Below are 12,417 nucleotides of genomic sequence, written 5' to 3'. Positions count from 1 at the left end.
ATTTGTTACTGTTTCAGCTGCTTCAACTTTAGTTGTATGTACAACAAATGAAAGACTTAATCCTATAAGTACGGAACCCGCTCCAAATGTATACTTTCTAATCGAAAATCTCTGTTTTTTAAATTTTTCTCCATATAAATCTCCTTTTTCTATTGCATTACTACTAATTAATTTTTATTAAATGATGTTCAAGTTAATCGCTATTATTATTATTAATTTTGTATTTAAAATGATTCCCTACAACAAATAATATTATACGCTTTTAAAATTTTTAATACAATATAATTACATAAAATTTACAACCATTAAATAATGTACTCTTTATTAATGCAATAAATTTTATTTAAATACATTTTAAATATGCACAACTATTTGAATATGCTATTATTTTTAACGTTTATGCTCATTGAATAGAGCAATAAAATGAATAAAAAAGGAATGTTTAATTTTCAAAAAAATATAGTGCTGGTTTTAACTGCAGATCAGCCAATATGTTAATTCCTGACAAAGTGGAAAAAAACACAGAAAGTGATAAAGTAAAAGATAATAAAAAACCGTCAATTTCTACTGAAATTAAATAGAAATTGACGGTTTTTTGAATTTAATATAATTAATTAAGTGGTACTCTCTTTATTATCTTTTCCCTTCTCACTGGCGCACCGTTTCCTCCTATAATACCTATTTGTTTACGCATAATTTACAGTCTCCAGCCTTCTGATTGTGTCTTAGTCTTAATGAAGTTTTGATATATTCCAGACTCATTAATCAATGTATTATGAACACCTTTTTGAGTGATTTCACCCTCGTTTAGTACGATTATTTCATTAGCATTTTTAATCGTTCCAATTTTATGTGCTATGGTAATCACTGTTTTTCCTTTACTTAATTCATCAATCGCACTTTGTATGAGGTGTTCGTTTTCTGGATCAATACTTGCAGTTGCTTCATCCAAAATTATTATCGGTGCATCTTTCAATATAGCTCTCGCAATTGATATTCTTTGTTTTTCTCCACCAGATAAATTATTACCTTTTTCATTCACCATTGTCTGATATCCATCTGGCAATGACATTATAAAATCATGACAACATGCTTGTTTAGCAGCTGCTACCACTTCTTCTTTACTTGCATTTGGTTTTCCATATAATATGTTATTCTCGATTGTGTCATTAAATAAGTATACTTTTTGAAATACTGCACTAATCTGAGACATAAGGGTGCTAAGCGTCATATTTCTAATATCAATACCACCAAGTCGGATAGCTCCTTCATCTACATCATAAAATCTTAACAATAAATTACAAAGTGTCGATTTCCCACTTCCTGAAGGGCCTATAATAGCGGTAGATGTATGTGAACCTACTTTAAAATTAACGTCTTTAATAACTTGTTTATCTCCATATGAAAAACTAACGTTTTCAAATTCAATATCATAATGATTAATCTCTATATTTTTTCCTTTTTCATCTAATATAGGCGCTTTATTAATTTCCTCAATGTCATTTAAGGTCATATCTATCATTTCTAGTACATGGGCTGCACTATTTACATTCTCCACACTTTCAAAAATAACAAACGAAAAGATAGAAATCATAATGAGCGTTGATAAATCGATACTTTGATTCATATAGAGTAAACATGCTACTAATACAATAACTATAGATATTACTTTTAAACTTAACAAATGTAGTAAATTATATGGAATATACTGTAATTCAATTTTAGAATTGATTCGTTTACTTTCATCTACTGCTTTATTAAAACTTTGAAGACTTGCATTTTCCTTTGAGAACGATTTAATAACTTGTATACCTCTAACCACTTCTAATACTTTTTCAACAAGTTGATTTTGAACATAATGGTATTGTGGCGCATTTTGGTGACTCTTTTTTTCTAATAGATGAATGCTCGCCAGAGATAAGACTATGCCGATTAACACTAATAAAGAAACTTCCCAAGATACAACTAGTAATGATAAAAGTAGTACTGTAATTAATATGTAGCCATTTACGACGATATCTACCATTTTCATTGCATAATTTTCTAAAAATGTTAAATCCGTAGTTACAACCGTTGCTAATTCATTTGTCTGGTTATCTTCAAAGTAACCTAACCTTACATCTTTTAACTTATCACCAATGTTCAAACGTTCTTTCGCGCTCATTTCATAGGCAATACTTTCTTGAAGTCTGTTCTTCATGTATGCTGTAACAAATCTTGCTAACACTAATAAAATCATAATTCCTAATACAGCCATAACTTCATACATCGCAATCTGTTTATTGGACAAGACACGGTTAAATACTTGTGCAGCTAAGAAAATCGGGAGTGCAATAAAAATAGAATTAACAAAGGACATGACAAAACCTAGTATCATTCTTGTTCTATAAGGTATTGCCCATTTTAAAATCTTAAATGTAATATGAAACATTTTTTACCTCCTTTAGATTTGAACTTTTTACAAATTAAGAAGATACCCCCCAATCTTTTGTCCCTATGTGCACATCCCACATTTTTTTATATTGGCCTTTCTTCTCCAATAATTTAGTATGAGTTCCTTTTTCAATAATTTGTTGGTCACCCAAGACAATAATTTGATTTGCTTGTGTAATTGTCGATAATCTGTGAGCAATAACGATAACCGTTTTGTTATGAGTCAAAGTATTTAAAGCGGCTTGAATTTTTTGTTCATTATCTGGGTCAACATAAGCTGTCGCTTCATCTAATACAATTATAGGCGCGTCTTTTAATATCATTCTGGCAATTGTGACGCGTTGTTTTTCACCGCCAGATAATTTATCTCCGACAGAACCCACATTAGTATCGTAACCATGCGGTAACTTTTCAATAAATTCATGACACTGTGCTAACTCTGCTGCTTTTTCAACCGCTTCATCTGTTGCTTCTGGATTTCCAAGTTTAATATTTTCTTTAAAAGTAAGATTTAATAAATAATTATCTTGTCCTACAAAACCCACTAATTCATTAAGTTTCTTAGGTTCAATATCTTTAATGTTTATGCCACCAATATCAATTTCACCTGATGTAACATCCCAATACCTAGATAAAAGTTTAGCAATTGTTGACTTACCACTACCCGATGCACCAACGATTGCAGTAAAAGACTTTTCAGGAATTGTAAATGATAAATGATTAAATACTAAGTTATCTTTATCATTTGTATAAGAAAACCTAACATCATTAAATGTAATTTCATTATGTCGTGGTTCTTTATATTGGTCAGAAATTTCTAGATCTTTTAAACTCAATACTTTTCGTACTTCCACAATCGCATATTGGATAGACTTCAATTGATTCACATAGTTAGTAAAATTCTTGATTGGTGCTACAACACCTAAAGACAATACTAAGCACAGAAAAAATTCTGCGTAAGTAAGTTGGTCTATTGAAATCAAATACATACCAAGTGGTAGCACTCCTAGAAAAGTTGAAGGAAGAATGCTTGCCCCTAAGTTCATATAACCCCACGTACTTTTAAACCAATTTAAAGTATGTGTTTTGTATGCATCTACTGAGTCTTTATACTTTTTATATGAATTTTGAGATTGATTAAATGCTTTTATAACTTCTATACCTTCTATATATTCAACGATTGAACTATTCATATAATTATTTGAAGCCATTTGTTCTTCGTATGTTTCATTAAACCCAGACATCAATTTTTTGAATGCAAAAAATGCTATCGGAATTGTAATCAACATAGCACAGGCCATACGCCAATCTATAATCACAATATATACAAATATAGAAATTGAAAGTAACAAGTTTCCAATAACTTCCGGAATAATATGTGCTAAAGGTAATTCGATCGTTTCAACTTTATCGACAAATATACTTTTAAGTTCACCAATTTTTTTTGATTCTACAACGCCTAAAGGCAAGCGCATTAACTTTTGAGCTAACTGTTTTCTTATATTGGATAAGATATCGTAGGCTGTAACATGCGATAACATTGTTGAACTACCGAAGCATACAACTTGTATAATATAAGCGCTTATTGCGATACTAATATAAAGAACAACTTGATTAAATTCTTGATTGCCTTTAATTATTGCTAGAATAATTTTGTAAACTGTCCAATAAGGTATTAATCCAGAAAACACACTAATAATAGACAATAATACAGATAAAATAATTTTAAATTTTGCATCTTTACCAAATTCAAATAATGATTTTATCCAATGTTCATTGGTGTTCATATATACTGGCTCCTCTCATTGCCACGTTTTATACATCAAAGTAATCATTTAATTGCTCCATGCCTTGATGATTTAAAGCGAATTGATTCACAATACGCCCATCTGCAAAATGTAATACATAAGTACATATTTCTAATATCAAAGATTTATCATGTGTAATAATAAAAATTTGCTTACCTTGGTCATGTAAGTCCTTAATCATTTCCGCAATTTTTTTCATATGATATAAATCTAGCCCTGAGGTAGGCTCATCAAAAATAATGATTTCTTTGTCGCTTAATATCGCAGTAGCGATTGCAATTCTTTGTTTTTCCCCTCCAGAAAGTGATAACGGATGTTCATATTTTTTATTCAATAAGTTCACATTTCCTAACAGGTCATCGACTTGTGATTCAGTTACCTGAACATCTAGTAGTTGCAATTCTTGATTTAAGTTTTCTGTAAATAATTGCGTATTCACATCTTGGAAGACCATATAGCTATACTTTAATAATTGCTTCTTCTTGAGCCGTCTGTTGTCATAAGTCACATGGCCATTGAAATGCTTTGGTAAACCACACAGACATTTGGCAAAGGTTGACTTGCCACTCCCGTTATCCCCAATTATCGCAACGACTTCTCTTCTTGGTATTGTTACTGAATTCATTTCTAACTGTTTATCTTTACTAAATTTATCGTACGCATATGTAAAGTCATGCATTACCATTACATCAGATTCCGATTTGGGTTCACATATGAATTGCGTTTGTTTATCATGTCTAACCCCCATACTTTCTAATTTGTGACAATTGAGTGCTTTGAATTCGTCTGCATAATAACGTGTATGTATTTCTCCATTGTCCATATAATAAATAGAATCTGCATAATTTATAATATAATCCATGCGATGTTCAATAAGTACGATTGTTTTGCCATGCTTCTTTAAATAGCAAATCATTTCTTTCAATTTTTTAATACTAAACATATCCAAATTTGATGAAGGTTCGTCTAGTACGATTACTTCAGGGTTAGAAATAAGTACAGAAGCACACGCAATAATTTGTTTCTCACCACCTGACAATTCGAATATATTACGATTTAACAAGTGCTCTATTTTAAATCTGTTCATCACTGTTTTAATCTTTTCAATAATGACTTCTTTATCTATTCCTTGATTTTCCATATTAAATGCTAGTTCACTCGTCGTATCAACGTTATAAAATTGCGTTTTGGGATTTTGGAACACACTTCCAACCATTTGCGATAACTGATACATTTCAATTTCTGAAATATTTTGACCGTCAATATAAACGTGACCACTTATTTCACCATTTTGAACTTTAGGAATTAATCCATTTATCAATTTTGTAATTGTAGATTTACCACTACCTGATTTTCCACAAAGCACAACTAATTCACCTTGTTTAATTTGAAGTGATACATTTTTGATAGCTGTTTCTCTTGAAGAAGCATAGTTAAAAGTCACATCATCAAATTTAATCATTGAATAACTTCTCCTTAAAATATATAATCCATAACATTATTAATACGATTAATAGAAAGATATCTAGCATTTTAAATCTTACGACGCATATATTTGTCCTTTTATATGGCGAATCAACCCCTCTTGTCATCGCTGTAAAAGAAAGATCATTTCCAATTTGTACAACAGATATAATGAGTGGTATCATCCTATATTCAATCATTTTAAGAAAATTGTTTGAAAACGTAATACCACGCATTTTCATCGCATAATTAATATTTCTATATTCTTCAGCAATCGTTGGAAAGAATCTAAAAATTACCGATATCGGGATGATAATATTTCTTGGTAATTTCATTTTTTCCATAGCTGCTATAAATTCACTTATCTTTGTAGAAAATAATGTGTAATATCCAACAATAAATCCCGGAAACATATTCATAAATATGCCAACAAAAGCTAAAAGCACAAACTTAAACATACCTTCAGAATATGGAACGACGAAATTTTGAATCAATATAAGCACCAAAAAAGTAATAGTACATTTTATAAATAAGCTTATTTTATGAATCGATAATAATAATGAGAGAGAAAATAATGACAAACAAATTCTTAAAATACTTTGCGAACTACCACTAGATATTAAAATTGTACTTATCGTAATCGTTAACGCTATCTTTGTTCTAGGATCTAGTTTCGCAACAATATTTCTATAATCTACTAATGGATCAGCCGTCACCTTCATACTAGTCCCGCCTTTTTAAAATGTTTACCAAACATTTTCTTACCTAACCATGCACCAATAAGTCCACCAATTATCGTTAAAATAAACATTACTGGTAATGTCCATATAGGGGTAATAGATTCTAAGATATCCACATAATCTTGTCCGTATGACTTAGCGATTTCTTTAAAGTATTGATCTCTTGCGATAAACATTCTTACTACAAATCCCATCATCCAAAGAGAGAAAATTGCATATCCCCACGTAATAGATTTCCAATTTTTATAATTTCCAGATTTCATCAATAAATCTCCGATTAAACCGCAAAGAATACCGAATGGTATCATAATTAAGCCACTACCCATTACTGTAAAAGCAATACCTAAAATAGTGCCTGTCAATGTCACCATGCCAAACTTGTCTATTTTCATAACATATAGGATAAAAGGAATACCACATATGATCGGGCAAATTAATCCTAAAAACGGAATTAAAAATGGTATATATCCAATCATAAAAGTTACAAAGAATACTACTAAATAAATTGCTGTAAAAATACCTACTGTAATTAAATCTTTAACTGATAATTTGTTCATAATCTAACTCCTTTAATAATAGTCTGAATTTGCAATACATGAAGTTGTTCACTATTCAATAAATACAACATTCTCTGACTCTCAACACTCTATTAACTTGAGAAATACTCGGTTAAGTTTTTGAAAATTCTGATTTTTAATATCCCACTAAAACTGCCTTTTTAATATATTAAATAACAAAATAATATTTTTAGAATTTTCTATTACATATGTACTGGAAAAATAAATTATCCAAACCACATATAAGATTTTGTTTAGCAGCATTCATTTTTATATTATTCATATTAATTTAAAACTTAACACAATATTATAATACAGTAATTGAAAACAATTATCAATTAGCGACGAGTCTATTTTCTCTTCTATACGCTTGATAGTCTTGTTTTGTTAATTGCTAAGCAAATAAGTTATTTTAAATTCATCGAAGACTATTATCTGGTAAATGATAATTCCAATTATTGAACATGCAAAATGCGTTTATTGTAAAAACATTTTTATAATAAACGTAGGGCGTATCTCATTATTTTTAAAGATACGCCCTACTATATTTCTTTTCTATAAATCCCAAATGTATATTGATTTTATTGTGGTTTCGCTTTTTCTGCATGTCTAGCCGCTTTAACATCTTCTGCTGTTCTTCTATTTTCTTCTGCCTCTTTTTTTGTAGCTTCATCTCCACATACAACGTGATCGATTCTTTGTTTTAATGCTTCATACCCTTGTTCAGCAACAAGTTGTTTATCATTTTTATGGTTTTCATCTCCAAAATACGTGGCATCCATACCAGCATTATGGTGAAAATCTGTATTTGTTGCACCGGGCAACATAGCAGTTACGTTAATATTATTTTCTTTTAATTCTTCTCTTAACGCTTCAGCAAACATAAATCCAAATGCTTTCGACGGTCCATAGACTGTTTCATATGGTGTAGGTAACGTAGCTGATAATGACGATACAATTAAAATGTCCCCAGATTTATTTTTGGCCATATGTTGTGAAACTCTTTTAGCCATATGCACCATTCCTGAAATATTAATATCTATAAGTTTTAACTCTTCAGCTAAATCATTTTCTAAAAATGCACCACCGATACTAATACCAACATTTAAAACTGCTGCGTCGATTCGGCGGTTTTTATTTTCAACGAAACGCCAAAAATCTTCTACTCCTTCATAAGTTGCAGCATCGGCTTGAAATGGATATGTTTCAACACCTAATTTTTCAATTTCTTTTGCAGAATCATAAATTCTTTCACTTGAACCTGACATTGCAACATCATAACCATCTTTGGCAAATAGTCTTGCCAATTCAAAACCTAAGCCTGAACTAGATCCTGTTATCAATACGAGTTTGCTATTTTCAACCATTCGAAACGCTCCCTTTTTTTATATTTAAGTTTATACTCTAATACTAAGGGTTAAAGTGCACTTTATAGCAAATAAATAATTTTACTGTTCTTGTTCATATTCTCGTTCTAAATCATTGAAATATTGAAGTTTTACATCAACTTTATTAAATGCTTTGTTTAACGCTTCTTGTTGTTCTTCTAGAACTTTTTTATGGTCTAATAAAATTTTACGTCTAGAGTCAAAATCCTTTTCTCCATTTACAGTCATTGTAATAATTTTTCTTAAATCATTGATAGACATACCAGTTATTTTTAAACAATTGATGAAATCAAACCAACCTAAATCACTTTCTTTAAAAACGCGATAACCATGTTCATCTCTTCCAATAAATGGTAACAAGCCTTCTTGTTCATAATATCGAATTGTATGGGGTTCTAAATTTGTTTTTTGTGCTACATCTTTAATATACATATTTTTCTCCTTTTCGTTAACATCTTCAAAGTGTCATACAGGAAAAACAAATTCACATACTCCCTAATACACCAACTAGCTCATAGGTAACACAACTGAAAACAACTAATTAAACTGTTTAAGTGTTAAGGAGATAAATTCATCACAAACTTTAGTTAAATTTTTGGTGTCTTTATAACCAATAACAACAGTGTTTGTAAATGATTGGTTTAGTTCTACGTAAATGGCATCGCTATTATGTTCTATAGAACTGCTGGGTATAAATGTCAGAACTCCTGCGGATATGGCAAGACGATGCGCATTATCGACGTTAGAAGTTTCTAAAATAACGTTAGGGTAAATGTCGTATGTTTCTAAAGCTTTATTAATAATCTGCTTTAGTCCATACCTATCTTTTAAAATAATAAAGTGATCGTGTGATATGAGTGACATGATTTCAGTTGAATTTACTTCGTTTTGTTGTATTCTTTTATATAAATGGTGTTGTGGTGGCACGACCAAATAAATCGGTTCCGTATAGATTTGAGTGTATTGGATGTTTCTATTCAATAAAGGTAGCGTGTTTAAACATAAATCTACTTTGCCTTCTAATACTTGGTTTTCAATATCCTGAGAAGTACCTTCAACTAAGTTTATTTTAATATTCGGAAAAACATTCATGAACTTGGGCAAAATTTTATGCAGTATATGGAATGCTAACGTAGGTGTTATACCTATATTTAAAAAACCAGAGTTCAAATTTGAAATGTTAGTGATTTTTCGCGTTACATCGTGATAAAGTCGCTCTTGTTCTTGTAAATATTTGTAATAAACTTCTCCTTCCGGCGTAAAAGTAAGTGGATGCTTTTTTCGATTAAAAATAATGATATTCCACTCAGTTTCTATGTTTTTTATAAAACTACTTAGATAGGGTTGCGAAACATAGAGTTTATTAGCCGCCTTCGTGATTGTGCCTTCATTAATAATCGTTTCAATGTACTTATAGTTACGGTTAATGAGGTTCCCTCCTTCATAGTATAAGTAATTACTTATATATTATATATACTAAAAACTATTTTACTTTTAGTCAATCTGGGCAGACAATATATATATTGGTTTTATTTTTTGAGAAAACTTAGTAGCAAGTAGAAAGGAAGTCAATATTTATGGAAAATAGTGGAATGGATACGGAACGGATTTGGACCAAAAATTTCACAATGAACTTTATAGTTAACTTTTTGGTTAATTTAAATATGTATTTACTTATAGTATTAATTGCCGGATATGCACAGTCTCAATTTAATGCATCGGATAGTTCGGCTGGTCTTGTAGCAGGTTTATTTATAGTAGGATCTCTTATCGGTAGATTTGTTATGGGAAAATATATCAATAGTTTAGGCCCTAGAAAGGTACTCTTAATTGGCACAGTGTTATTTACAGTTACGAGTATTTTTTATTTTGTAGAATCTTCTTTATTATTTTTAATCATTGTTAGAATCGTTAATGGATTTTCATTTGGCGTATGTACTACTTCAACTGGCTCAATAGCAGGATATATTACGCCAGAAACTAAAAAAGGTGAAGGCATTAGCTTTTTCAGTTTAAGTATGGTGCTTGGCGCAGCTATTGGTCCATTTTTAGGTTTATTATTAATGCAACAATATTCAATAGAAGTTATTTTTGGACTTAATTTTGTTTTAAGTTTTATTTCTTTAATTTTAGCAATCATCTTAAAAGTGCCATTCGAAACAATAGCTAGAACAGCAGAAGATAAAGGTTTTAAAGTTTCAGACTTTATCGCAAAAGAAGCTGTACCGATCGCAATTATCGTGTTTATAGCAGGTCTCTCTTACTCTTCTATTCTTAATTATATTAAAGATTTTGCACTAGAGAGAGATTTAATTGTAGCTTCTAGTTACTTTTTCATTGTGTATGCAATTGTTTCAATTTTTTCAAGACCCGTTTGCGGTAGATTAATGGACGCTAGAAATGAAAATGTAGTTATTTATACTAGCATTATATTTCAAGCTATCTGTTTCTTAGTCATTGCATTTTCACATTCATCTTGGATGTTATTAATTGGCGGTGCATTACTAGGTTTAGGCTACGGCAATATCACTTCAACTTCACAATCGGTATCTGTTAAAGTCGTACCGAAAGAAAAAATTGCCCGTGCCACTTCAACCTTCTTTATTGGTTTAGATTTAGGTTTGGGCTTTGGTCCTTATATATTAGGACTGTTTACTAGTAATATTGGTTTAGGAAATATGTACATTATAATGGCTATACTATTAATCGTTACTTTCTTTATTTATCATTTTATACATGGCAGAAAAGTAAGTTTACCTAAAGCGAGTCATTAGATATTTCAAATAGAAATAAATTAAACGCCTCATCTCTGAAATTGTATCGGAGATGAGGCGTTTTGTTTTTTTCTGAATGCTAATTTTAGTCATTTTATAATAAAACTGTAGCTAATATTGGCGCAACGACGACAACAATAACACCAACAATGACTAGTGAAATTGATGCCATAGAGGCTTCTGTTTCACCAAATTCCTGTGCAGATGAAACACCTAATGAATGGCCACTCGTTCCAAGTGCTAAACCACGTGCAATTGGGTTTGTTATATTAAATAATTTAATCAATTTAGATCCTAATGCATATATAATAACACCATTTAGAATAACCGCTAGTGATGTTAATTCTTTGATACCACCTATATCTGCTGATACGGGTAATGCGATGGCCGTTGTTGCACCTTGAGGTAACATAGACGCTATGATGCCATTAGAAAATTGGAATGCTTCTGCAATAAGGTAAATACAAACAAGTGCAGCAGTTGTACCTAAGGCAATGCCACCTATTATTTGTTTCCAATATTTTTTTAAGACATCGCGACGTTTATACAATGGTATAGCGAAACATATTGTTGCTGGTTCTAAGAAGAAATTGATGATATCTCCACCAATTTTATAATTTGCATAGTCAATACCTGTTAATTTTAAAAAGGCGATGCCGACCACCATACTGACGAATAATGGTGTGAATAAGAAAAAGCCATTTGTTTTTTTAAATAAAAACGTTGCAATAATAAAAGGTATTAAAGATAGAAGAATACCAAAATAAGGTGTGTTGATCGCTAAATGTTCAATCATAATTTATCCTCCGCCAATTTTTTATGTTTTGATTTTTTCGGAATAAATGATTTCGTAATAATCATCTGAGATAAAAATCCTGTACATAACAACAAGAGCAATGTTGAAATGATAATTAATAATATAATTAGGATTGGGCTAGTGCTTAACACCCCTAATGAATTAATGACCGAGACACCTGCGGGTACGAATAAGAAACCAATATTATTAGTTAATGTTGTACCGACCTTTTCAACTTCACCTAGTTTAACAATACCAGTGCATAAAGCGATGAATAATAGGACGAGTCCAATTACTGAAGCTGGCATTGGTACTGGCATAAAACTTTCGATAATATTTGAAATAAACATAACGATAGCTATAACAAGCGCTTGATGGAAAAAGTTATAAGTTTTAGAACTTTTACTTTCTGTTTTATGTTGTTTATTTTCTGCTTCCATTTTAAATTGCCTCCCAA

At 30.6% G+C, this 12,417-nt stretch carries 11 protein-coding genes and 1 pseudogene; 1 reads left to right on the top strand and 11 read right to left on the bottom strand.

All coding sequences use genetic code 11. The features are described from left to right. Positions 1–24: 24 nt before the first annotated feature. The 9 genes and pseudogenes from ISP08_RS13005 to ISP08_RS00655 form a co-directional block, all read right to left on the bottom strand. Positions 25–153, bottom strand: a pseudogene (locus ISP08_RS13005) (YSIRK-type signal peptide-containing protein); the annotation flags it as partial. A gap of 544 nt (positions 154–697) precedes the next feature. Further along, the gene (locus tag ISP08_RS00690) at positions 698–2,431 is read right to left on the bottom strand and encodes an ABC transporter ATP-binding protein (protein WP_195718969.1); all 1,734 of its coding nucleotides are present in this window, start codon (positions 2,429–2,431) and stop codon (positions 698–700) included. 34 nt (positions 2,432–2,465) lie between these two features. Next, positions 2,466–4,220 (bottom strand): ABC transporter ATP-binding protein, encoded by a 1,755-nt coding sequence (locus ISP08_RS00685; RefSeq protein ID WP_195718968.1) that lies wholly within the window; start codon positions 4,218–4,220, stop codon positions 2,466–2,468. Between the two features lie 28 nt (positions 4,221–4,248). Continuing rightward, positions 4,249–5,703, bottom strand: a complete 1,455-nt coding sequence (locus tag ISP08_RS00680) for an ABC transporter ATP-binding protein (protein ID WP_195718967.1) — start codon at positions 5,701–5,703, stop codon at positions 4,249–4,251. After that, positions 5,696–6,427 (bottom strand): energy-coupling factor transporter transmembrane component T, encoded by a 732-nt coding sequence (locus ISP08_RS00675; protein WP_195718966.1) that lies wholly within the window; start codon positions 6,425–6,427, stop codon positions 5,696–5,698. The genes ISP08_RS00680 and ISP08_RS00675 overlap by 8 nt, the downstream gene beginning before the upstream one ends. After that, positions 6,424–7,002: an MptD family putative ECF transporter S component gene (locus tag ISP08_RS00670; protein WP_195718965.1), complete on the bottom strand. Its 579-nt coding sequence runs from the start codon at positions 7,000–7,002 to the stop codon at positions 6,424–6,426. Before ISP08_RS00670 ends, ISP08_RS00675 begins: the two co-directional genes overlap by 4 nt. A gap of 581 nt (positions 7,003–7,583) precedes the next feature. Then, on the bottom strand, positions 7,584–8,369 hold the full coding sequence (locus ISP08_RS00665) for an SDR family NAD(P)-dependent oxidoreductase (protein ID WP_195718964.1): 786 nt from the start codon (positions 8,367–8,369) through the stop codon (positions 7,584–7,586). A gap of 81 nt (positions 8,370–8,450) precedes the next feature. Beyond that, positions 8,451–8,822: a MerR family transcriptional regulator gene (locus ISP08_RS00660; RefSeq protein WP_195718963.1), complete on the bottom strand. Its 372-nt coding sequence runs from the start codon at positions 8,820–8,822 to the stop codon at positions 8,451–8,453. Positions 8,823–8,927: 105 nt separating this feature from the next. Beyond that, complete coding sequence (locus tag ISP08_RS00655; RefSeq protein WP_411847789.1) at positions 8,928–9,797, bottom strand: LysR family transcriptional regulator; 870 nt, start codon at positions 9,795–9,797, stop codon at positions 8,928–8,930. A 170-nt stretch (positions 9,798–9,967) separates the two neighbouring features. Here ISP08_RS00655 and ISP08_RS00645 point away from each other — a divergent pair, with 170 nt between their 5' ends. Then, a complete protein-coding gene (locus tag ISP08_RS00645; protein ID WP_048792896.1) occupies positions 9,968–11,164 on the top strand; it encodes an MFS transporter in 1,197 nt (398 codons plus the stop codon). A 94-nt stretch (positions 11,165–11,258) separates the two neighbouring features. Here the strand turns inward: ISP08_RS00645 and lrgB are convergent, their stop codons facing one another. Together lrgB and lrgA are read right to left on the bottom strand one after the other, a co-directional pair. Then, on the bottom strand, positions 11,259–11,960 hold the full coding sequence (gene lrgB, locus ISP08_RS00640) for an antiholin-like protein LrgB (protein ID WP_195718961.1): 702 nt from the start codon (positions 11,958–11,960) through the stop codon (positions 11,259–11,261). Then, a complete protein-coding gene (lrgA, locus tag ISP08_RS00635) occupies positions 11,957–12,400 on the bottom strand; it encodes an antiholin-like murein hydrolase modulator LrgA (RefSeq protein WP_195718960.1) in 444 nt (147 codons plus the stop codon). Before lrgA ends, lrgB begins: the two co-directional genes overlap by 4 nt. Positions 12,401–12,417 lie beyond the last annotated feature (17 nt).

The organism is Staphylococcus lloydii, from assembly GCF_015775975.1.
GTDB lineage: Bacteria > Bacillota > Bacilli > Staphylococcales > Staphylococcaceae > Staphylococcus > Staphylococcus lloydii.
Note: the sequence above shows the minus strand (reverse complement) of the source record. Positions and strands in the feature narration are given on the sequence as shown.

What these genes read in the sequence shown, in the direction of transcription:
- lrgA (WP_195718960.1), bottom strand. Translation starts at nt 12,400, where the DNA reads ATGGAAGCAGAAAATAAACAACATAAAACAGAAAGTAAAAGTTCTAAA.
- ISP08_RS00645 (WP_048792896.1), top strand. Translation starts at nt 9,968, where the DNA reads ATGGAAAATAGTGGAATGGATACGGAACGGATTTGGACCAAAAATTTC.
- ISP08_RS00690 (WP_195718969.1), bottom strand. Translation starts at nt 2,431, where the DNA reads ATGTTTCATATTACATTTAAGATTTTAAAATGGGCAATACCTTATAGA.
- ISP08_RS00670 (WP_195718965.1), bottom strand. Translation starts at nt 7,002, where the DNA reads ATGAACAAATTATCAGTTAAAGATTTAATTACAGTAGGTATTTTTACA.
- ISP08_RS00675 (WP_195718966.1), bottom strand. Translation starts at nt 6,427, where the DNA reads ATGAAGGTGACGGCTGATCCATTAGTAGATTATAGAAATATTGTTGCG.
- ISP08_RS00665 (WP_195718964.1), bottom strand. Translation starts at nt 8,369, where the DNA reads ATGGTTGAAAATAGCAAACTCGTATTGATAACAGGATCTAGTTCAGGC.
- ISP08_RS00685 (WP_195718968.1), bottom strand. Translation starts at nt 4,220, where the DNA reads ATGAACACCAATGAACATTGGATAAAATCATTATTTGAATTTGGTAAA.
- ISP08_RS00680 (WP_195718967.1), bottom strand. Translation starts at nt 5,703, where the DNA reads ATGATTAAATTTGATGATGTGACTTTTAACTATGCTTCTTCAAGAGAA.
- ISP08_RS00660 (WP_195718963.1), bottom strand. Translation starts at nt 8,822, where the DNA reads ATGTATATTAAAGATGTAGCACAAAAAACAAATTTAGAACCCCATACA.
- lrgB (WP_195718961.1), bottom strand. Translation starts at nt 11,960, where the DNA reads ATGATTGAACATTTAGCGATCAACACACCTTATTTTGGTATTCTTCTA.